The 23,321-nt window shown below is 50.3% G+C and carries 17 protein-coding genes; all 17 read right to left on the bottom strand.

What is annotated here, in order from left to right:
* The 17 genes from R70723_RS21560 to adhE all read right to left on the bottom strand — a co-directional run bounded on the left by R70723_RS21560 (nt 1) and on the right by adhE (nt 23,259).
* Complete coding sequence (locus tag R70723_RS21560) at nt 1–714, bottom strand: cytochrome c biogenesis CcdA family protein (RefSeq protein WP_039875257.1); 714 nt, start codon at nt 712–714, stop codon at nt 1–3.
* A gap of 64 nt (nt 715–778) precedes the next feature.
* The gene (locus R70723_RS21565; protein WP_039875258.1) at nt 779–1,582 is read right to left on the bottom strand and encodes a metal ABC transporter permease; all 804 of its coding nucleotides are present in this window, start codon (nt 1,580–1,582) and stop codon (nt 779–781) included.
* A 552-nt stretch (nt 1,583–2,134) separates the two neighbouring features.
* Nucleotides 2,135–2,884: a metal ABC transporter ATP-binding protein gene (locus tag R70723_RS21570; protein ID WP_039875261.1), complete on the bottom strand. Its 750-nt coding sequence runs from the start codon at nt 2,882–2,884 to the stop codon at nt 2,135–2,137.
* Nucleotides 2,885–2,929: 45 nt separating this feature from the next.
* Nucleotides 2,930–4,027, bottom strand: coding sequence for a metal ABC transporter solute-binding protein, Zn/Mn family (locus tag R70723_RS21575; protein WP_047171191.1), 1,098 nt, complete (start codon nt 4,025–4,027; stop codon nt 2,930–2,932).
* Nucleotides 4,028–4,639: 612 nt separating this feature from the next.
* Nucleotides 4,640–6,667: a methionine--tRNA ligase gene (metG, locus tag R70723_RS21580; RefSeq protein WP_039875263.1), complete on the bottom strand. Its 2,028-nt coding sequence runs from the start codon at nt 6,665–6,667 to the stop codon at nt 4,640–4,642.
* Nucleotides 6,668–7,039: 372 nt separating this feature from the next.
* Nucleotides 7,040–7,303 (bottom strand): membrane protein insertion efficiency factor YidD, encoded by a 264-nt coding sequence (yidD, locus tag R70723_RS21585; protein ID WP_039875265.1) that lies wholly within the window; start codon nt 7,301–7,303, stop codon nt 7,040–7,042.
* Between the two features lies 1 nt (nt 7,304).
* Complete coding sequence (locus R70723_RS21590) at nt 7,305–7,769, bottom strand: Fur family transcriptional regulator (protein ID WP_039875266.1); 465 nt, start codon at nt 7,767–7,769, stop codon at nt 7,305–7,307.
* Nucleotides 7,770–7,987: 218 nt separating this feature from the next.
* On the bottom strand, nt 7,988–10,249 hold the full coding sequence (locus R70723_RS21595) for a stalk domain-containing protein (protein ID WP_039875268.1): 2,262 nt from the start codon (nt 10,247–10,249) through the stop codon (nt 7,988–7,990).
* Nucleotides 10,250–10,549: 300 nt separating this feature from the next.
* Nucleotides 10,550–11,341 carry a response regulator transcription factor gene (locus R70723_RS21600; RefSeq protein WP_039875270.1) on the bottom strand — a complete coding sequence of 264 codons (792 nt, stop codon included), beginning with the start codon at nt 11,339–11,341 and terminating at the stop codon, nt 10,550–10,552.
* Complete coding sequence (locus tag R70723_RS21605) at nt 11,319–13,175, bottom strand: cache domain-containing sensor histidine kinase (protein WP_039875271.1); 1,857 nt, start codon at nt 13,173–13,175, stop codon at nt 11,319–11,321. The genes R70723_RS21600 and R70723_RS21605 overlap by 23 nt, the downstream gene beginning before the upstream one ends.
* Before the next feature lie 26 nt (nt 13,176–13,201).
* A complete protein-coding gene (locus R70723_RS21610) occupies nt 13,202–14,032 on the bottom strand; it encodes a carbohydrate ABC transporter permease (RefSeq protein WP_039875272.1) in 831 nt (276 codons plus the stop codon).
* Nucleotides 14,032–14,916 carry a carbohydrate ABC transporter permease gene (locus tag R70723_RS21615; protein ID WP_039875274.1) on the bottom strand — a complete coding sequence of 295 codons (885 nt, stop codon included), beginning with the start codon at nt 14,914–14,916 and terminating at the stop codon, nt 14,032–14,034. Before R70723_RS21615 ends, R70723_RS21610 begins: the two co-directional genes overlap by 1 nt.
* Nucleotides 14,917–15,007: 91 nt before the next feature.
* A complete protein-coding gene (locus R70723_RS21620) occupies nt 15,008–16,414 on the bottom strand; it encodes an extracellular solute-binding protein (protein ID WP_039875275.1) in 1,407 nt (468 codons plus the stop codon).
* 209 nt (nt 16,415–16,623) lie between these two features.
* Nucleotides 16,624–17,061: an HIT family protein gene (locus R70723_RS31675; protein ID WP_052421414.1), complete on the bottom strand. Its 438-nt coding sequence runs from the start codon at nt 17,059–17,061 to the stop codon at nt 16,624–16,626.
* A gap of 187 nt (nt 17,062–17,248) precedes the next feature.
* Nucleotides 17,249–17,989 (bottom strand): pyruvate formate-lyase-activating protein, encoded by a 741-nt coding sequence (gene pflA, locus R70723_RS21630; protein ID WP_039875278.1) that lies wholly within the window; start codon nt 17,987–17,989, stop codon nt 17,249–17,251.
* A gap of 123 nt (nt 17,990–18,112) precedes the next feature.
* The gene (pflB, locus tag R70723_RS21635) at nt 18,113–20,374 is read right to left on the bottom strand and encodes a formate C-acetyltransferase (protein WP_039875279.1); all 2,262 of its coding nucleotides are present in this window, start codon (nt 20,372–20,374) and stop codon (nt 18,113–18,115) included.
* A 263-nt stretch (nt 20,375–20,637) separates the two neighbouring features.
* On the bottom strand, nt 20,638–23,259 hold the full coding sequence (adhE, locus tag R70723_RS21640) for a bifunctional acetaldehyde-CoA/alcohol dehydrogenase (RefSeq protein ID WP_039875281.1): 2,622 nt from the start codon (nt 23,257–23,259) through the stop codon (nt 20,638–20,640).
* Nucleotides 23,260–23,321 lie beyond the last annotated feature (62 nt).

Here is a 23,321-nt window from a genome sequence, read left to right on the forward strand (position 1 = left end):
CTAAAAAATCAGCCAGTCCGGCGTGACTCCCTGCAGCCAGATTGTGATGCGGAACATCTGATCTGTGAACAGCAGTAAGCCCATCAGTATCATCAGCGCTCCACCGGCCTTCATCAGTACATTGGAATATTTCAGAATGCGCCGTGCCCCGCCCAGGAAAAAGGCCAGTGCAAAAAAGGGAAGCGCGAATCCGAGGCTATATGCGGTAATCATGGTAAACCATGTGCCCGGGTCACTGGCCGAGAGAGCGATGATCGCCGTCAGGATCGGCCCGATGCACGGGGACCAGCCTGCCGAGAAGCCGATGCCGAAGATAAAGGAGCCGGCATACCCTGCCGGCTTCCACTTCAGCTTCAGCTTACGTTCACGCATAAGAAACTGCGGCTGAAAAACGCCAATCAGAAACAGTCCCATCACGATGATCAGAATGGCCGACAGCTGGCGGATCAGGTCACGCTGGCCGTTAAAAAACTGTCCGAACAGCCCGGCACCAAAGCCGAGCGTATAGAAAACTGCCGAAAAACCTAAAATAAAAGCCAGCGTATGCGAGAGGGTCCGGAAACGGACCTCTTTGCTGTTGCTTCCGCTTTTTAGCTGCTGCACCGACAGGCCTGTAATATACGACAGGTACGAGGGATAGAGCGGCAGACAGCAGGGCGATATAAACGACGCAATTCCGGCGGCAAACGCAATTCCTGCATTCAGATTGGACAAGCGGCAGCTCTCCTTCCGGCTTCAAGCTGAATAGGCATCAGCAGTTCTGATGCTGGAGCAGATTCTAGGCAGGCAGTCCTTTTTTACCGATCAGGGTCAGGGCAAGCAGCGCGATAAGCAAGAGTACAATTGTTGCCCCGGGAGCAAGGTTCCATACACCGGCTACCACCAGCCCGCCGACCACAGCGATCTCCGCGATAACAACCGACAGGACAACAGAGGACTTGAAGCTGCGAGACAGCAGCAGACTGATTGCTACCGGGATCGTGAGCAGCGCAGATACGAGCAGTGAGCCGACAATTTTAATCGCTGTGCTGATTACAAGCGCCGTAAGCACCGTAATGAGCATATTGAGCAGCTTGACAGGCAGCCCGCTGACGCTTGCCGCATCCTCCTCAAAGCTGAGCAGGAAAAATTCCTTGAAGAACAGCGCGACTACAACAACTACCGCAATGGTTACAAGGCCGACCACAACCAGATCCGTATTATCCAGCGTGTAGATGCTGCCGAACAAATAACTCATAACATCCGCATTATAGCCTTTGCCTAACGTGAAAAACAGTGATGCCAGCGCCACACCGCCTGACATAATGATCGCGATCGACAGCTCGGCATAGCTCTTATATGCTTTACGCAGCTTTTCGATGGCAAACGAAGCTAATACGGCAAAGATCAGGCCTGCCCCCAGCGGATAAAAGCCGGTAAGAAAGCCGAGCGCCACCCCGGCAATCGTAACATGCGCCAGCGTATCCCCGATCATGGACAAGCGTCTTAACACAAGAAAAACGCCGATCAGCGGCGCCGTAATTCCAATCATCAGCCCGCCCGCGAGCGCCCGCTGAAAAAAGTCACTAAATAGGATTTCCAAGATGATATCTCCTCTGACATGATCAAACTTTTTAATGAAAAATTTAAAACAAACCACTTTGCAAAAGCGTTTCGATCCCTCCCAAACCCTCCCTTCCAAGGGAGGGCCCCAAGGGCTCTGCCCTCTGGACACCCGTTTAAGTGCAACTGGCGTGGGCGAGCCGGCTTCTGGTATCTAGAAACGATTTGGAAAGGATCGCTTTCGTCCCTTATAGGGACACGCTTTACGTTTGGAGGTGTTTAGGGACACACTATCAGATCAGACTTAAGTGTAGTTTGTGCAACTAAAACAGATGAAAATACGGCTTATGAAAGAATAGATGTACTTTGTGCAGCTATTTCGGTGAATAAAGGCTATTATGGATGTTTTCGGCAGAAATAAGTGTACAGAGTGCAGCTAAAACCTGCAACTGAGCTCATTCGCAGGTTTTAATTGCACAAATTACAGTTATTTGTCCCGAGCCTCTTTTACTAGTTTAGCCTACTTATAGCGTATTTAACACTATTTTTACTAGTATTGGCTTATCAGGACTTGCATGGGCAGCGTCCTCTTTTAGGCCAGTGTATGCTGGAGGTCCTCGGCTGCACAGTTCTGGGCATCATGGGAATGGCGGCAGTAGAAGTTGATTTTACCGTTCGTCTGTACCGGCTCATTACCCAGGTAGCTCTTGATCATGTCGATGTCATGCGACACCATCAGGAAGGTCATGTGGTGATGGGCATGCATGTGGAAGATGAGCTCAAAAAATCCGGCCTGCGTCTCCGCATCAATTCCCACCGTAGGTTCGTCCAGAATCAGCAGATCCGGATGGTTAATCAGCGCTCGGGCCAGGAAGACGCGCTGCTGCTGGCCGCCGGAGAGCTGGCCGACTCTTTTGTCCGCAATATCCTGAATCCGCATGACTTCCAGCGCGTCGTCGCATTGACGGTGCTGCGCTTTGGACACGCGGCGGATCAGGTTCTTGTTGTTGTACAGTCCTGACAGCACGACCTCGCGCACCGTTGCCGGGAACAGCGGGTTAAAAGCATTCTTTTGCGGGACATAGCCGATCCGCTCCCAGTCCTTGAATTTGCGTACAGACTGGCCGAACAGCTTGATATCGCCGCTGGTTGGCGGCAGCAGGCCCACGATCATTTTCATCAAAGTGGTTTTGCCCGCGCCGTTAGAACCGATAATGCCAAGGAAATCCCGCTCCTTAACCGTGTAACTAAGACCGGAAATGACCTTTTGCTCTCCGTAAGAAAAGGACAAATCCTCTATTTCGATCATATGCTGATGGCAGTCCAGGGATACCGGTTGCATGATGAGTACCGCCTTTCACTTAACTTTCATGGATGCTTTCTTTATTTATTGTAAAGCCAGAATCAGATTTTGCAAATTTTTCTCCATCAAAGTGAAATAATTATCGCCATTCTTCTCCTGGGCTTCAGTCAGGCCTTCAACCGGATTAAGCACCATGGTCTCTACTCCGGCTTCAGCTGCTAGTGTTTTGGCCAGCTTATCGGAGACAAGCTCCTCAAAGAAGATGTACTTGATGCCTTCATCCTTAACCAGTGTGGCCAGATTCACCAGGTCCTGCCCGCGCGGCTCGGCATCCGGAGACAACCCCATAATGGCATGCTGGCTCAGACCATAGTCACGCGCCAGATAAGCGAATGCCTGGTGAGATACGACAATTTCTTTATTCGGAAGCTTCGCAAGCTCAGTCTCGAATTTGCTGTCCAGGGCCTGCAGGCGCTCAGCCAGCTTGCTGTAACGCTCTTCATAGCCGGCCTGGTGTTCAGGATCAGCTGCAATGAGGCTGTCCTTGATATTCTCAGCCATGATCAGTGCCGATCTCGGGCTTACCCATGTATGCGGGTCCGTATGCAGGCTGTCCCCGGCTGCCTCTTCCGTATGATTATCCGCATGCTCTTCCTCAGCATGAGCCTCTTCAGTATGCTCATCTTCAGTGTGCTCGTGTTCGTGGGCATCTTCGCCATGCTCATCCTCAGCATGTTCGTGGGCATGCTCATCTTCGGCGTGGGCTTCCCCGCCATGGTTATGCCCGTCATCCTCGTCAGTCATAATGTAGTCCACACCCTCACTGACTGCAACAGCCTTCACCTCGCTGCCGCTGTCCAGGCTCTTCAGGAAGTTTGGCACCCAGCCCTCAAGTCCTGCGCCATTATACAGGAACAGCTGTGACTTGGAGGTGTTAATAATATCCTGGCTACGCGGAGTCCAGTCATGCGGCTCTACGCCGACAGGAAGCAGATTGATCACATTGATATCGTCGCCGCCGATTTCGCTTGTGAATTCATATATAGGATAAAAAGTAGTCACTACATTCACTTTTCCCTCAACAATGCTTCCGCCGCTCTTAGCTCCGCATGCGGTAAGCACCAGCAGTGCCAGCAGCGCCGGCATGAGCAGCAATTTTCTGTTCAATCCTGTGAAAGACATATTCTCTATCGACCCCTTAAATCGTAAATTTTACTATGAGAATTATAATAGTAATCGTTACGATAAGTCAACACCGAACTATCCCGACACATGTGAATCCGCTCAAACTCGCTTGATCCGATCCCATCCATTCATTCCACACGGACACCAGCGCTCTTAATTCCACCAAAATTGCTGTTCGCTCATCCTAACGGACTCCAGCGCCTTTAAATAAACCTTTTGTCCGAAAAAACGGCGATTTTAGGTGCAATAAGCGAACTACGGTCCTTTAGCCCTACAAAATGTTCCTTACAGCAGAGTTAACGCCTCCTCGGTCCATTAAGCCTGTACTAGCCATTCAAAATACCCTTCACAGATAGAGGAAAAGTTCCTCAGCCCATCCGCCCGAGCCATTTACTCCAACAATAACATTCACAATTCCTCAACCGGTTCACTAACACCTAACAATCTCGTATACGCATCCAAACTAACCCAATAAGCAGCCAGCTTCCGATCCATACGCGCAGTAACTATTTACATAAAAAAGAACACCTGCAGCCGGCAGGATTGTTCCTGTCTTATCACAGGGACCCCGTTTCCGGCATGCGGTGTTCTTCTATAACTTCAGCCTGCTTACTTCACAATTGCTCCGTTCGGCATGCTGTCCGGCACAGTGGCGATTGTCAGCTGGTCGCCTTTGGAGGCTGCCAGAATCATGCCCTGGGACAGCTCGCCGCGCAGCTTCACCGGCTTCAGGTTGACGATGCAGATAACCTTGCGGCCAACCAGCTCTTCCGGCGTGTAAAACTTCGCGATGCCGGAAACCACCTGGCGCTGCTCATAACCGAGATCGAGCTGCAGCTTCAGCAGCTTGTCGGCCTTTTTCACCGGCTCAGCCGCGATAACCTGGGCTACGCGCAGCTCCGCCTTGGCGAAATCGTCGATGCCGATTTCTTCCTTATGCTCTTCCTCCGGCTCTACAGCCGCCGGAGCATCACCCGCAGCTGCGGCTGGTGCCGCCTCAGGCTCGGCTGCCGCCGGCTTGCCTGCGCCCATCGCTTCGGCGATGTACGCCACCTCCACGGCTACGTCAAGCCGCGGGAAAATCGGCTCGCCTTTGGCGAGCTTCGTGCCGGCCGGAATCAGGCCGAAGGTGCGGCCGCTGTCCCAGGTGGTCAGCTCACCCGGCTGAATGCCCAGCTGCTCCCAGATTTTGGCCGGAGCACCGGTCAGGAACGGCTGCAGCAGAATCGAAGCGGTGCGCAGACCTTCCACCAGGTGTCTCATGACGGAGGCCAGCTCGCCGTTTCTGCTCTCATCCTTAGCCAGTACCCAAGGCTGGGTTTCGTCGATATATTTGTTCGTGCGGCTGATCAGCGCGCCGATAGCAGTCAGTGCAACGGAGAATTCCATCTTTTCCATCGCTTCCTCTACCTTGGCATAGGTGCTCTCAACAGCAGCCTCCAGCTCGCCGTCGAATGCAGTCACTTTACCAGCGTAAGCCGGCAGCTCGCCGCCGAAGTATTTTCCCACCATAGCTCCTGTACGGTTGAGCAGGTTGCCGAGGTCGTTCGCCAGATCGTAGTTGACCCGGTCAACAAAGCTTTCCGGAGTGAAGGTACCGTCTGAGCCAAATGGAACCTCACGCAGCAGGTAGTAACGCAGCGCATCCAGACCGTAACGGTCAATCAGGGTCACCGGATCTACAACATTGCCTTTGGATTTGGACATTTTACCGTCCTTCATCAGCAGCCAGCCGTGGGCAAACACCTTCTTAGGCAGCGGCTCACCCAGCGCCATCAGGATGATTGGCCAGTAGATGGTATGGAACCGGACGATTTCCTTGCCGACAATATGCACATCCGCCGGCCAGAACTTGTCGTACAGGCTGCGGTCAGCAGAACCGTAACCGAGGGCAGTAATGTAGTTAGTGAGCGCATCGATCCATACATACACTACATGCTTGGCATCACCTTTTACCTTAACGCCCCAGTCAAAGGTTGTACGGGAAACGGCAAGATCCTCCAGACCCGGCTTAATGAAGTTGTTGATCATCTCGTTTTTGCGCGATTCCGGGAGAATGAACTCCGGATTCTCTTCATAGAACCTCAGCAGGCGATCAGCATATTTGCTCATCCGGAAGAAATAGCTTTCTTCCTTCACCAGCTCAACCGGGTGTCCGCTGTCCGGGCTTTTGCCGCCGGTAATGTTGCCGTCCGCATCACGCTCAATGTCCACCAGCTGTGTCTCGGTATAGAAGGTTTCGTCTGAAATACAATACCAGCCCTCGTATTCACCTTTGTAAATGTCGCCCTGCTGCAGCAGCCGGTCAAAAATATCCGCAACCACTGTCTTATGGCGTTCCTCGGTAGTACGGATGAAGTCATCATTGGAAATGTCCAGCTTGCGCCAGAGCTCCTTGATGCCTACAACAATGCCGTCAACGAACTCCTGAGGCGTCTTGCCCGCCTTGGCAGCTTTCTCTTCAATCTTCTGGCCATGCTCATCAGTACCGGTCAGATAACGTACCTCAAAGCCGCGCAGACGCTTATAGCGGGCCATTGCATCACCCGCCACTGTCGAATAGGCATGTCCGATATGCAGCTTATCGCTCGGATAGTAGATAGGGGTTGTCAGATAAAATGTTTTGTTCTCACTCATTGATCCTGTTCATCCTTTCGTAATGGCACTTCTTATACAGCTCCGTTTACGCAAAAAACTCCCGCCCCTATATGGGGCGAGAGTATACTCACGCGATACCACCCAAAGTTCCCCGGCTCCTCACAGAGCACAGGCTTCGCCAGTTCTTAATGAAGAACTGTCCATTAACGCTGGATCACGCTGCGTCCTTACGTAAGACCGCTCCTTACAGCAGTCCCTGCTCGGGCACAGTTCCTCCCGGACCATCTTCAATCTGTGCACCATACCGGTTCCCAGCGCTCCCGGCTCTCTGTAATGGCCAACCTGATTTACTTATCCGTTCCTCGGAATGCATATTATTCTCCAAAATATACCCAAAAATCAGCACTCCTGTCAAGTCGGCCGGACAGCCCCTTCATCAGGCGGCTGGTCCTCCCGCGGCGGGACAGGATCAAGCCCTCCCGGATGGAAGGGATGGCACCTGGCAATCCGCCTGGCGGCCAGCCAGGAGCCCTTCACCGGGCCATGCACTTCTATCGCCTCCAGCGCATACGCCGAGCAGGTCGGATAGAAGCGGCAGGTCGCAGGCTTCAGCGGCGATATGAACTTGCGGTATACTCTGATCGGGGCCTGGACCGTTCTGCGCAGGTCCGGCATATTAGCGGCCCTCTTTCCCGTGGGCTGCAGCAAGCTCTGTGTCCGCTTCCTTGCCGCCTTCACAGTCCTTGCAGTAACCGAACACTTCAAATTTATGCTTGACTACCCGGAACTGGTCCGGTGTATCCGTTAAATTCATCGGGCAGAAATGAATCGGGTAAGTCTTCATGCATTGAAGGCAGATCATATGATGATGGTGGTGGTCCTGGTTACAGCTGGCCTTGAATTTGACACCGTCCTCGAATACGACCTGTTCAAGAACACCAAGCTCCTCCATCACCCGCAGGTTGCGGTAGACCGTGTCGAAGCTGAGACCGCTGTATTTGCGCCCCATATAATCATAGACATCCTTCGCCGACAAATATCCCGTATTCTCGCCGAACAACTTGGCAAGCGTCTTTCGCTGATCGGTGATACGCAGCCCCTGCCCCGACATAGCTTCCAGTATTTGTTCTGTCGACAGCATTCGCTCATCTCCCATACATAATTCATTACTGTTACACTCTCTTTATAATGCCCCAAAACCATTGCCCCGTCAATCAAGCAGAGCAGCTGCAGCCACCTTTATGCCGGAGTTATGCCGGGATCAGGAACATATTGTTCCACCCGCTGCAGCAAAACAGGCTAAAGCCGCCTCAAGTGGGGGGCTTTAGCCTGCTTAATCCTTACCTGTTAACTCATAACTTACTGTTTCAATGGCGGCAGCGGTGTAAACACAAAGTTCACCGGCAGATTGCTTCCCGAAGCTACAGAGAACACAATTTCCACCGAGCTTTCAGAGCTGCCCGAACGATATACAACTGCGTTCATGTCGGAGCTGGAAAGGCTGCCTTTGTTCGGAAGGTTAACGATCGTATTGTTGTTGACCATAAGAGAGCCAAGATAGTTACCACCGCGCGGATTGAACGTAATCAGCGTGTTGGGAGCAACACGCTCAAATCTTATTTTGTACAGCACACCGAAATTCCCGGCATTAGAAGCTTCGGTTCCGTTCATCGGATCGATGCCGATCAGGTTCTTGTCATAGTAGTTATCACCCAGAATCAGCTTCGCCTGCGTCGTTCCGACTACATCACTCACAGTGATGATCCGGGTAGAGTCCGGATAGGTGCCGCGGTTATGCACACCGTCACGGTCCAGAACCGGCAGCGTTGGCAGCAGGGCAATCGGGTCCTTGTTCTCTTCAACCATTACCACATTGTAATCAATCGTAAGATCACTGAACAGATCAGCGCTAAGTGAAAGAACCTCGCCCGGCTTCATAGCGATTCTGTTAATATCAGTCAGAATCGCTTTGCTCTCGCCCGGCAACAGGTATGTTGTGCTGTATTTTTCATTGGTAATCATTGAATTATAATATTTCTGGATCGAAATTTTACCTGTGTACTCCGGAGAAGTAACCGGACCGGCAATACCGGAATACTGCGTTGTAATCGTCGTCGGATACAGGTTGTTGTTGGTTGCAATCACGTAAAGCTTCTGTCTGGTAGACATGTTGTTCAAATGATGAACAAGGAAACGGGTATTGCCGACCGAACTTTCGCGGTATAGCACGCCTTCCTGATTCACTGTTTCCGGACTGTTGCTGCGGATCAGCTTATAATTCTCTGAAGACAGGTTATACGTCAGATTAGTCAGCCCCGGAATCATTCCGCCGTCCATGGAGATAACGTCTCCAGGCAGCGTGAACAGCTTCGCTACTTCATCCTGGGTATACATCTGTTCGCCCGTAATATTAATTGTCTTCTCGAAGGTGCTGCTCAGGCCGTGCTTGTCGGTTACTCTCAGCTGGATCGATACCGGACCCGGATTGAAGAAGGCCAATGCGCGGTTCGTCCATTCTGCTGTAAGCTCTTCGTTCTCAGGATCATAGCTGAGATCCGTTAGCGTGATCGGCTCACCCATTTGGTACTCTTCTTTGTTGGTTGTGAAATTGGCGACCGGCGGCTGGTTAGGCTGCAGTACCTTAATCGTTACGGAATAAGGATCACTCACCTGTCCGTTAGCATCAACTACGGAATAAGTGACTGTATAGTATCCCGGCTGATCGTAGATATCCTGTTTGTTGTCACTCCAGCGTTCTTCTACAATAGGTGTGCCATTCGGCGAGGAGCTGGAAGTGGTGTAGTTAATATATGTCTGGCCGGCAAAAATTTCAGTCGACTGGACGCTAAAGGTTGCTGTCGGCTTGGTGTTCAGTGTCAGAATGACACGTTTACCTACATTATCAACAGTATAAGGAATATTAAGGGCGGCTGTAATTGAAGTTAATGGAACCATGAAGGTGCCTTTGAACTGGTAGGCAGGCCCTTTCATTGTCTTCGGACTGCCGTTCACTGTATAAATTTTGCTGTCGGTCTTAAAACGCATGATGCTGCTGCCTTTTGTAACAACAACTTCCTTTGTTTTGGCTTCATAGGTGTAGCTTACACCGACCATTTCAACCATTGCCCGGATGGAGACGTAGGATACCCCGTTCTTGACGGCCATCGGCTGGTTAGCCAGGTAAGGTGTTCCGTTTCTGTACATTTGCCGGCTGTTCATGTGCAGGATAAGCTGGTTTGCAGCGCTTCCGTATACAGCGTTTACCGTATTCAGCGGCTGGACAACCGATCCGTCCGTAGCGGCAGGGGCCGCCGTTTCCGCCGGAACCGGCGTAGCAGCTGACGAATCCGTTGTTGCAGCAGTGGCTGACGGATCTGCCGATGCAGCAGGCGCAGCGGTAGCTGACGGATTCGGAGTGGCTGTCGGTGTGACCGTTCCGGCAGGAACCTCACTTGGCAGCGGATCTGTGGCTTCCGGCTGAACTGCCGCCTCAACCGCCTGAGCTGTGCTTACAGTGCCGGTTACTCCGGCGGTACTTACCGGTACGGCATAAGCCGGAACCGCAGCTGCGGCCTGGGTTACAGCCAATACAGCGACTAACGTTAGTTTCTTAAAATTCATGGTATGACTCCTTCTGCTCCTGTTTGTAGTCTATAAGGCAGGTATACTCTCTGTATGCTGCTTATATTCCCGTATAACAAAACTCTTCAACAGCTGCCGTGAAGCTGTTATTTTGCCACGCTCTTTTTACAAAACATAGTATTAGACGCGCCGGACCTGAAAAAGTTTCATTTTGTGTAAAGAAAAAAACAAAGACGACCCCCCGCTTCCTCCAGGTTAATCGTCTACGCGCTGTACTTTGTATAAGACTTTTTATTGGTTGCCTTTTACTCCGGCAGATATTCAAGAAATTAAACCCAGTCAATGCGTCTCTGGGCCAGCGCTCCTGTCACGGTACTCTTTCGGGGTCATCCCCGTCTGCTTCTGGAATACCTTGGTAAAATAACGACGTTCCTGATAGCCTACTCCAGCGCTGATTGCCGCAATGCTCTTGTCGGTGCTGGCCAGCATAAACTTGGCGGCTTCGATCCGCTGCTGGGTCACATATTCCACAAAGGTCACCGCGAACCGGTTCTTGAACAAAAGACAGAAATAACTGCTGCTGATGCCGATTTTGCCCGCAACCTCCTCAATGCCCAGATCATGGTTCAGCCGCTCGGAAATGTATTTTACCGCCTGGTTCATCAGTTGCTCGGGTGTCTTCTTAGGCGTCTCCCCGGCAGCGGGCAGCTCCTGAAACAGCGGAATACTGTTATACAGCTTATCCTTGTACTGTCTGTTGCGGATCTGCGCGCCGATATTGCGCACCTTGTTGCCAAGCTCCTCATAATGAATCGGCTTACAGATGTATTCCTTAACACCAAGCCGGATCGCTTCCCGGGCATAATCAAACTCCTGATAGCCGCTAAGGAGCAGCACCTCGCTCTCCAGGCCCATTTCCCGCAGCTTCCCCACGAAGGTAAGACCGTCCATCACCGGCATGCGGATGTCGCAGAGCACCAGATCCGGCGCCTCCTCCTCGGCAATCCTGAGCGCCTCCATCCCGCTGCGCGCCATGCCGGCAACCTCCATCCCCATCTCCTGCCACGGCAGCACCCTGTTGAGATTGTTCAGGATCGGGGCTTCATCGTCAACCAGCAGTACCTTTAGCATAATGATCTTCCCCCTGCTCATATTTGGGAATGACGCATTGGATAACCGTTCCGGCACCAGGGGAGGCACAGATAAAGATGCCGTAGCGGCTGCCGTACTCAATACGGATACGGTCAGCCACGCTGCGTACGCCCAGCCCCCGCCGTTCCTGGTGCCGGACGCCCTCTCCGGTCCGGCCGGAAGGCTCCGCCTCAACCGGATCATGGACCATGTACTGGAACATGGACAGCTGGGCCGGCGTCATGCCGATTCCGTTATCCTGTATCCGCAGAATCAGATTTCCGCGCTCCTCCCAGCCTGTCACCTTCAACAGGCCATGGTATCCGATCCCCTCGAAGCCGTGCTGAATGCTGTTCTCTACCAAGGGCTGGAGCGTCAGCTTCAAAATGCCGCAGCCCAGCAGCTCATCCGGTATCTCAATCTCATAATCAAATAAATCCTCGAACCGGAACTTCTGGATATCCAGATAATTGCGCAGATGGGTAATCTCCTCCTGCAGCGTAATTTCGTCCCGGTCCTGAATACTGATGCGCAGAATGCCGGCCAGCCGGTAGACCATCTCACTGACCTTCCGCCCCTCATTCTGCACCGCCAGCACATTGATCGATTCCAGTGTATTGAACAGAAAATGCGGCTTAATCTGCGCCTGCAGCACCCGCATTTCCGCCTGATTTTTGCGGTGCTGCTCGACCTGAATCCGGTTGAACAACATTTGGATCTTGTTCATCAGATCGTTGATGCCTCTGGCCAGGAGAGTCATTTCGTCGTTGCCCTTTTCCTCTACCCTTGTTGTCAGGTCACCATCCTCTACCCGGCGCATGAAGCGGACAATGACGGCGATTCCGCCGGCAATCCGGTTCATAAAGAACAGGTTGAAGATGACCGCAGCCAGAAGGCACAGGAAGATCACGGCCACGAACCAGCGGGCGAACACCGTAACCTCACGGGACAGGGAGTCCCACGAGGTAACCGAGACCAGGCTCCAGGGATAGTCCTTGAGATGATAGACGGACAGGATGCTTTTATCGCCGGCGAACTCCGTTCTGAAGCTCTGGAAGCCCGGCTTATACGTCATTTTTTTAGCGGTAAATGAGCTCAAATCCTGCCCGTCCAGACCGTGGTCCGGATCAAGCAGGATCATCCCGTTATCATTCACCAGCATGAAGGACACCTTCTGGCTGCTGTCGCCTATTTTCAAATTTCGGAAGATCGATTCGAACTCCCAGTTTTTGATCTGGACCACCAGAATGCCGATATTCTGAAAGAAGCTAAGCTCCTTGATCAGACGAATCTGCGTGAATACCGGCTCCGTTCCGGTCAACTCAGGATATTCATGCGGTGCCAGCCACTTGGGTACACCGTTGAGCTCCATTACTTCCTCGTACAGCTCACTTCCCTTGAATTTTTCGTACGGAAGCGTCCGGAAGTTTTCTTTGGTGAATACCGAGACAATCTCCGAGCTGCCTTTTCCGTTAAAATTGTACAAAAACGCGTAGCTGATCGACGGATGATTATACAGCAGACTCCGGAAATTGCGCTGGCTGGCGTTCAGGCTGAGCTGCTCGGCATCCGTCAAATCCTGCTTGGAGGGATCATCCGCACTGAGTGCCATATGGAATACTGAAGTCGCAATCCCGTTATCCGTTACATTGTTCATATCCTTGAACACATTGGAGATGCTGTAGCTGATTGCTTTGAGTGAATACTCGGACTGCTGGCTGTACTTCTTCTCAATGGAGTTATACGTGACGAAGAACATAATCATACCAAGGGTAAAGAGCGGAATAATGATCAGGCCCAAAAAAGCAGTAAATAATTTATAGCGCAAATTCATGAGCTGCGCTCCTGACTGTAGTTAGGTTAGCCCTTTACGCTGCCTGCCGTTACACCTTCAATTATTTTCTCCTGCAAAATGGCATAAATGATAACCACCGGCAGCACGCTGTAGACGATACCGGCAGACATCTGCGCATAGTTCATCTGATACTGATCACGGAATTGGACCATTCCCACCGGAAGCGTGCGCAGCTCATCATTGGAAAGAAAATAGTTGGCCAGCAAAAACTCATTCCAATTTCCCAGGAAATTGACGATGAATACTGTAACCATGGCGGGGACCGTCAGAGGTACAATAATCTTAGCAAAGATACCCGGGGCCTTCAACCCATCCATTACCGCTGCTTCCTCAATTTCACTGGGAAGTGAACGCATGAAGGCAGCGAGAATGATGATCGTAAACGGGATTGCATTGGCAATATACGGAACAATAAGCGCCCAGTGGGTGTTTAGAATATGCAGCTTACGCACAATCGTATAAATCGGCAGCATTAGCGCATTGTTCGGAATCAGCATTCCGACCAGTACAAACGAGTACAGCAGTATATTCCAGCGGCCGTGGCGCATCCGGGTAACAGCGAACGCGAACATACCAGCCAGTATAATCGATACTACCGAAGCAAAGACCGATATATATAAGCTGTTAAAAAAGTACGTGCTGATCTTCGCATTGACCCAGGCTTCCACATAGTTATTGAATACGAACTCCTTCGGAATACCGAACGGGTTCAGGGCAATAGAGTTGTTATCCTTTTTTACCGATGAAAAAAGCACAAACAGAAACGGAAACAGTACAACCAGGAGATACCCAAGCAGTGCAGCATGCGGCAGACTTTTTTTCAGGGCGCGCGGCATCAGTATTCAATCCTTTCACTACGCCGGTTAAACAGCAGCTGGTACACCACTGTAACGATAAGCGTAAATACGAAGATCAGGACCGCAATCGTATTGCCGTACCCGTATTTAAAGTTCGTGATTGCATACTTGATCATATAGGTGGCCATAACCTCCGTTGAACCCGCCGGTCCGCCTTTGGTCATAACGATGACGATATCGGCAGCCTTCATTGCCCCGGCAATAGAGAGCATGATTACCACCGAAATAATCGGCACAATCAGCGGCAGGGTGATCCGTGTAGCCCGCTGGAAGCCCGTAGCGCCGTCAATTGCGGCTGCTTCGTCAAGCTCTCCGGGAATCGACAGAATCGCTGCAAGCACCATTACAATGTAGAATCCGGTCCACTGCCAGGCGTTGGTGATCAGAATCGACAGCATGGCAAACCGTTCATCGGACAGCCAGTAGACCGGCTCTATCCCGACCAGGCCAAGCAGCTTGTTGAACAGGCCGATATTGGGCTCGTAGATAAAGCCCCAGAGGATACCGATGACTGCTGTCGACATAATTGAAGGCATGAACACCGCTGTTTTGTATAAGCCCTTAAGTTTCTTGACGTTGGCAATCAGCAGGGAGAACAGGACAATCAGCGGAACCTGGATAAAGACAGAGAACAGAATAAACCAGCCGTTATTCTTCACCGATATCCAGAAGCGGTCATCACCGAGCGCTTTTTCGTAATTTGTCAGTCCGGTCATTTTAACCGTATCGGAAACTCCGTTCCAGCTTGTAAGACTGTAGTATATGGAGCTGAAAATTGGATAGATAAAAAAAATCAGGAACAGGGCAAGTGCAGGAAGAACAAACAGGATGAAGACGAGCGGATTTCTGAGCGCTTTATTCATGGCTACCTCCGATGCTTACGAATCTGGGAAAGGTCCTGCGTTGTGAAAAAAATGTACCCTGGCAGGCACCAGGGTACATTTCAATGGTTGCCTACTCCACAGCTGCGTTCGCTTCTTCCTGAATCTTCTGCAGCTCTTCACCCATCTTCTCAGGAGTCGTCTGGCCGCCGATCAGCTTCTGGATCTGGATGTTACTGATCTCAGTAGTTACATCAGCCTGCACCAGCGAGTCAAACGCCGGGAAGGAGGATGCCGAGTTATTCAGCACCGCTACGATTTCTTTCATCAGATCATCAGTAATGTTCGCATCCAGCACCGACTGGTCCAGCTTCATTGCCGGCAGCACGCCATCCTCTACCAGACCGCGCAGCTGCATTTCTTCGTTGTACATATTTTTGATAAAGGATTTCACAGCTGCCAGCTGGCGCTCATCCTCACCTGCGGAAGCAGAGAACCCGTAGCCGTTGTTCACATCCCGCATCAGCGCTGTCTGGTCACCCGCTCCCCCTTCGACCGCAGGAATATTAAAGAATCCAACCTTGCCGATCAGGCCTTCACCGGACTGGCCGGCCTTAAATACGGAAGATTTCCATGTACCGTCATACATCAGAATCGCTTCACCGCTGGTGAATTGAGTCGTATATTCAGCATATTCGAAGCCAAGCTCGCCTTTTTTGAAGTAGCCGTTATCGACCCACTCCTTGTATTTGGCGAAGCCTTGGACAACGCTCGGGTCACTCCACTTTGCTTCACCCGTCGCGAACTTCGCTGTAACATCCGGTCCGGCATAGCGGGACCATAGGTGGTTAGCCAGCATCAGCGGCACCCAGCCTGCTTTGGAGGCACCTGCCAGCGGCACCTTCCCATCCGCTTTGATATCTGCCAGCTGCTGCTCCAGCTCGGCGAAGGTGGCCGGTGCTTTCCAGCCTTTGCTTGCGTAATATTCCTTGTTATAGAAGAAGCCCTCACCGGAGCCGCCAATCGGCAGTCCGTAGATTTTGCCTTCGTAAGTGAAAGGGTCCAGATTGGAGAATTTATCCCTAATGCCCAGCTCTTCGAGAATAGGGGTCAGATCCAGCAGCTTGCTTTCCTTCGCATAGATCTTGGAATCCGGGCTGCCGAACAGGTCAAAAATTTCAGGCGGGTTGCCGGCGGCCATCTCTCCGCGCAGCTTTTCTTTACGGTTCACATCCGAATCCACACCATCCAGCTTAAAGGTCAGGCCCGGCACCTCTTCCTGCACCTTGCCGACCACATCCTCCAGAATGGCCAGACGCTTTTGCTTGTCAGCACCGACCTGTGTATGGCGGATCGTCATCTCAAAAGGCTCTGTATTCGCAGGCTCTTCTGTAGCAGGGGCATTAGTTGCAGCCGTTCCGCTGTTTGTAGCTGCGGCTTCTCCGTTGTTACCTGTATTATTGTTGTTTCCCCCACAAGCAGTCAACAGCGCAGAAGATACAAACATCAGGGACAGCAGCATTGCTATACTTTTTCTCATTTCGGGTGACCCTCCCTATTTTAATGATTTCCCTTACTTCTTTATTATAGAAAACGCCTTTTGTAATCGTAAGGTTAACATTCATCTACAACAGGGATAAAAATCTCTAATGTAAGCGAATACATGTCATTTATCTAACATCGAACGTCATTCAAAACAACATTTCATTGCATTTGCTGCTGTAAAGAATAGTTAAAACGTCACCTAACCTATACATTACTTTTGATTTTTTGTGCAAAATATTCCCTAAGCCTGACTGAATAGAGGTTCCGTTCCTCTGCCGTAGTCCTTATGGCTTTGGAAGTGTAGAGCTGATCGTCCTTGTAGCGCGGAAATACATGAAGATGATAATGCCACACATCCTGGTTGCCTGCCGGCTCATTATGCTGCCGTGAAGAGACTCCGTCACACCCGTACGTTTCCTTTAGTGCCTTAGCTACTTCAATTTCCAGCCTATGTATGCGGTCGGAGAGTTCTCCTGTCAGACTGTAAATATTCTCAATATGTCTATTGGGGATGATAAGCACATGTCCGGGATTTTCTGGCCACCAGTGTGAGGCGATAAATGCTGTAACGAGCTCATCATGGTACAGAATGTCCGATTGCCTGGAAAGAACATGCTCGTTTTCGGTCCCTTGTAGAAGCAGGCAGAAAGGACACTGATCCTAACTGATAGTAATTGATTAAATTGGCTCCTTATATGTATTCAATGGCTAATATACCATGAGTTAACCTAATGCAACATGAGCTATATTGCCTCTACAGCCGCCAAGCAAAAAAGCCGCCCCGCAGCAGGCGTCTGCTGTCAGGAACGGCTTCATTCATCTGTATTCATTATTTAACCAGCGCTGATTCTCTGCGTCCTTCTTCAATCAGCCGGTACGCACGCTGTACTTCCTCATCGCTCGGGGAAGGTACTCCTTCAAGCTCATAAGGACGGCCAAGCTCTTGCCATTTATAAATCCCCATCTGATGATAAGGCAGGATTTCGAACTTCTCAACCCCGTTCAGGGTTCCGATAAAACGTCCAAGGTTAAGCAGGTCTTCTTCCTTATTATGAATGCCGGGTACATATACGTGGCGGATCCACATCTTGCGGTTATGGTCAGACAGCCAGCGGGCCAGCTTCAAGGTACGGTCATTAGACTTGCCTGTCAGCTTGATATGGGCTTCGTCGTCAATATGCTTCAGGTCCAGCAGGACAAGATCGGTAACATCCAGCAGATCGCTGATCTTCGAGCCGTCATTGTAGCCATTGGAATCAAGAGTGGTATGCAGATTCCAGCGCTTCTTTACTTCTGTAAACAGCTGCTTCACGAAATGCGCCTGCAGCGTTGGCTCACCGCCGGATACAGTCAGGCCGCCCCCGGAAGTCTTATAATAATTCAAGTAAGGCTCGATTTCCGCAAGCACTTCTTCGAGTGTCATTTCCTTGCCTTCATTCAGTCCCCAGGTATCCGGATTGTGGCAATATTGGCATTTAAGCAGACAGCCCTGCATGAAAAGCACGAAGCGGATTCCCGGGCCATCCACCGTTCCAAAGGTTTCTAAAGAGTGGATATGTCCTTTAACCATATGAGGTCATCCTTTCGAAAAAAAACTTAAAATTTTAATCATTTCAAGGCAAGAGTTTACCGCCCTCTTGCAAGGGCGGCAGCTCTGTGGTTTATTTCAGTTCCTGATGTCCAAGAACAAATCTTACATTGAAGAGTGGAACGTACGATTGATAACGTCCAGCTGTTGTTCGCGGGTCAGCTTGATGAAGTTAACAGCATAGCCGGATACACGAACAGTCAGTTGCGGATAGTTCTCTGGGTGATCCATAGCATCGATCAGCTGCTCACGGTTAAATACGTTAACGTTCAAATGCTGAGCGCTATTGTGGAAGTATCCGTCCATCATGAATACCAGGTTGGACTTACGGGATTCTTCGTCTTTACCCAGCGCCTTAGGAACGATGGAGAACGTATTGGAGATACCATCCTGTGCATCGGAGTAAGGCAGTTTAGCAACCGAGTTCAGGGATGCCAGTGCGCCCTTCTTGTCGCGTCCGTGCATTGGGTTAGCACCTGGTGCGAATGGCTCGCCTTTTTTACGTCCGTCTGGAGTAGTACCAGTCTTCTTACCGTAAACAACGTTCGAAGTGATTGTCAGTACCGATTGAGTCGGAACAGCGTCACGGTACGTTTTGTTTTTGCGGATCATTGTCATGAAGGTTTCAACCAGCTCAACTGCGATGCTGTCAACAGCGTCGTCGTTGTTACCGTAGCAAGGGAATTCACCTTCAGTTTCGAAGTCGATGGCAATGCCTTGTTCGTTGCGGATCGGTTTAACCTTAGCATATTTAATTGCGCTCAGGGAGTCAGCAGCAACGGACAGACCAGCGATACCGCAAGCCATTGTACGCAGAATGTCGCGGTCATGCAGCGCCATTTCGATGCGTTCGTAGGAATATTTGTCATGCATGTAGTGGATGATGTTCAGGGTGTTAACGTAAGTCTTAGCCAGCCACTCCATCATTGGTTTGAAGCGTTTCATTACTTCGTTGTAATCCAGATACTCTGAAGTGATAGCAGGGTATTCAGGACCTACCTGTGCACCGGATTTCTCATCCACACCGCCGTTGATTGCGTACAGCAGGGCTTTTGCAAGGTTGGCACGGGCTCCGAAGAACTGCATCTGCTTACCGATGCGCATTGGGGATACGCAGCAGGCAATTGCGTAATCATCACCCCAGTATGGACGCATTACATCATCGTTCTCATATTGGATCGCACTGGTTTCGATGGATACCTTAGCGCAATATTTCTTGAAGCCTTCAGGCAGCTTCTCAGACCAGAGTACAGTCAGGTTCGGTTCCGGTGCAGGTCCCAGATTGTACAGGGTGTGCAGGAAGCGGAAGCTGTTCTTGGTTACGCGGGTTGTTCCGTCTTCAGCCATACCGCCGATGGATTCTGTAACCCAAGTAGGGTCACCAGAGAACAGTTCGTTATAGTCAGGCGTACGCAGGAATTTCACGATACGCAGTTTCATTACAAAGTGGTCAACGATTTCTTGAGCTTGCTCTTCTGTAAGAGTACCTTCTTCGAAATCACGTTGTGCATAGATATCAAGGAAAGAAGATACACGTCCAAGGGACATTGCCGCACCGTTCTGCTCTTTAACTGCTGCCAGGTAACCGAAGTATACCCATTGAGTAGCTTCTTTGAAGGAGTTAGCCGGTTTGGAAATATCAAGACCGTGAGCGGCAGCCATTTCTTTCAGCTCGCCCAGAGCGCGGATCTGCTCGGACAGCTCTTCACGCAGACGGATTACATCTTCAGTCATAGAATCAACTTCAAGCTCAGTCAGCTGCTGTTTCTTATCTTTAATCAGGAATTCAATACCGTACAGAGCAACGCGGCGGTAGTCGCCGATAATGCGTCCGCGGCCGTAAGCATCAGGAAGACCTGTGATAACGCCGGATTTACGCACTGCTCTCATATCAGGTGTATATGCATCAAATACGCCTTGGTTATGCGTTTTGCGGATATTCGTGAACATTTCGACAATGTTATTCGGAAGCTCGAAGCCATAAGCCTTAGTAGCATCGATCATCATCTTGATACCGCCGAACGGCTGGATGGAACGTCTGAAAGGAGCATCAGTCTGTACGCCTACGATTTGTTCCTTATCCTTGTCGATGTAACCTGGGTTATGGGAAGTAATAGTGGAGACAGTATCCAGGGAAACATCCCATACGCCGCCTCTTTCTCTTTCTTCCTTGCTCAGCTGGGAAATGATCTTCCACAGTTCAGTAGTGTTGCTTGTTGGACCTACGAGGAAGTCTTCGTTTCCTTCGTAAGGCTTGATGTTTGTTGTGATAAAGTTATTAACGTCAACTTTCTTGGCCCATTTACCTTTTGTAAAACTTCTCCAACCCGACTTTACCTCTTGTACATCTTTTTCAATCACCGACATGCTAAATCCCTCCATTTATATATTTATTATATTTGTAGAGATCGCGGGCTTGAAGGTTGATCCCGTGTCTCGTGATCCCAAAGATATGGTTGTTATAAAATTCACAATCACACTTTCATATCTCGGGCTCGTTGTTTATATAAACATTTTAGTTTATTTTCTGAAAAAGGACTGTGACAAATATCACCTTTCCGGTGATATTTGTCACTACCATCCAGTCCCATATTAACCTTTAAACTTATCTTTTACCGGGCAATCACCAATTAAACGTCAAATCTTCCGTAGAAAGCGTTGCGGTATACATCAGCCAGCTCACTTACCAGCGGCAATTTAGGGTTAGCTGTTGTACATTGGTCTTCAAATGCACGGTCAGCCAGGTAATCTACACGGGATTCGAAATCCTTAGGATCAAAGCCCAGGGCAGAGAATGATTCTTCGATGCCGAGCTTCTTGTTCATGTCGCGGATCGCGTTGATCAGGCTTGTTACGCCCTCTTCAGTAGTACGGGCCGGCAATCCCAGAATGCGAGCAATTTCGGCATAACGCTCATCAGCTACAAAGTGCGAATATTTAGGGAACGAAGCGAACTTCGTAGGCTTCTTGGCATTGTAACGGATAACGTGCGGCATCAGGATCGCATTGGTGCGGCCGTGTGCGGTGTGGTACTGTCCGCCCCATTTGTGCGCCAAGCTGTGGTTAATGCCCAGGAATGCGTTAGCAAACGCCATACCTGCAAGTGTCGATGCGTTGTGCATTTTCTCACGGGCAACCTTATCTGCCTGCAATGCGGATTTTTCCAGGTACTGGAATACCAGCTGAATCGCTTTGATTGCCAGACCGTCGGAGTAGTCGCTTGCCATTACAGATACATAAGCTTCAATAGCGTGAGTCAGTACGTCCATACCTGTATCAGCAACTGCAGTTCTTGGCAGGCTGTATACAAACTCCGGATCAATGATCGCTACGTCTGGAGTCAGCTCATAATCAGCCAGCGGATACTTGGTGTTGTTGCCGGCAGTTTTATCAGTGATAACTGCGAACGAGGTTACTTCTGAACCGGTACCCGAAGTAGTCGGAATGGCAACGAATTTCGCCTTTTGACCCAGGGTAGGATATTTGTATACGCGTTTGCGGATATCCATGAATTTCTGTTTCAGGTTGTTGAAGTCTACATCCGGGTGTTCGTAGAACAGCCACATGCCTTTGGCAGCATCCATCGGAGAACCGCCGCCGAGTGCGATGATGCAGTCCGGCTGGAATCTGTTCATCATTGCTGTACCTTTTTCAACGGTAGTTGTCGATGGATCCGGCTCAACTTCCGAGAACACTTCAATCGCTACAGGAGTCTGGCGCTGGCGCAGGTAGTGCTCAACTCTTTCCACGTAACCCAGTTTAACCATCATAGGGTCAGTAATGATTGCTACACGAGTAATGTTAGGCATTTTAGCCAGGTATTGTGTGGATCCTTTTTCAAAGTAGATCTTGTCAGGTACTTTAAACCATTGCATATTCACGGTACGACGGTTCACCCTTTTCACGTTGATCAGATTGATGGCAGTAACGTTTTGCGACACCGAGTTGCGGCCGTATGATCCGCAGCCCAGGGTGAGCGAAGGGATATTTGTATTGTAGATGTCCCCGATGGCGCCGTGTGTCGAAGGCGAATTCACCAGAATACGTCCTGTCTGCAGGCGGTGCGAGAACTTCATGATTACTTCTTCATTATTCGAGTGGATCGCCGAGCTGTGGCCCATGCCGCCGAATTCAACAATTTCTGCAGCGCGCTCGATACCCTGATCAGCGTTCTTCACTTTGTAGCAAGCCAGAACCGGGCTCAGCTTCTCAGCGGACAGCGGATATTTAGTGCCTACGCCTTCGATTTCAGCAACCAGAATCTTCGTGCCGGCCGGAACCTGAATTCCGCACATTTCAGCGATCTTCACAGCGGATTGGCCTACGATTGCCGGGTTAACTGCGCACTTTTCTACATTCATTGCACCGTTAGTCAGCTTGGCAGCTTCATCTTTGTTGACGAAGTAGCAGCCGTTCGCAATCATCTTTTTCTTCACTTGGTCAAAAATAGCTTCTTCAATAATAACAGCCTGCTCGGAAGCGCAAATCATACCGTTATCGAATGTTTTGGAAAGGATAATATCTGTTACAGCCTGGTCAATGTCAGCACTTTTCTCAATGAAGGCAGGTACGTTACCAGGGCCTACGCCGAGAGCCGGCTTGCCGCAGCTGTAAGCTGCTTTAACCATTGCGGATCCGCCTGTTGCCAGGATCAGTGCAACGTCAGGGTTGTTCATCAGTGCATTTGTCTTATCCATGGTAGGAAGCTCGATCCATTGGATGAAGTTCTCAGGCGCGCCGGCCTTTACGCCTGCATCATGAAGAATTTTGGCTGCTGCGGCGCTACACTCTTGCGCTGAAGGGTGGAAACCGAATATAATAGGGTTACGTGTCTTAGCGGAAATCAGAGCTTTAAACATCGTGGTGGATGTTGGGTTGGTTACCGGTGTGATACCCATTACAATTCCGACTGGTTCGGCAATTTTCTGGAAATTCTCGTAGGCGTTATCCTCAATAACTCCTACGGTTTTGTCATACTTAATTCCGTGCCAGATATATTCTGTTGAGAAGATGTTCTTCGTAATTTTGTCTTCGTATACTCCGCGGCCTGTTTCTTCGACAGCAAGTTTCGCCAGGTACATATGTTTGTCGAGACCTGCCAATGCCATTGCATGAACGATTGTGTTAACCTGCTCCTGATCCAGTTCCATGAACGCATCCAGGGCTTTCTTTGCTTTATCCACCAAAGTCTGAATGTATTCTTCAGCGGTGGTTTGTTTCACTTGGGCGGCGACTTCGTTCTTAACTGCCATCTCCCTCGTCCTCCTGTCAATTTTTAGGTTGTTTTTCTCTACACATTTATCTTAACACATCA

It is taken from the genome of Paenibacillus sp. FSL R7-0273 (assembly GCF_000758625.1).
Taxonomy (GTDB): domain Bacteria; phylum Bacillota; class Bacilli; order Paenibacillales; family Paenibacillaceae; genus Paenibacillus_AQ.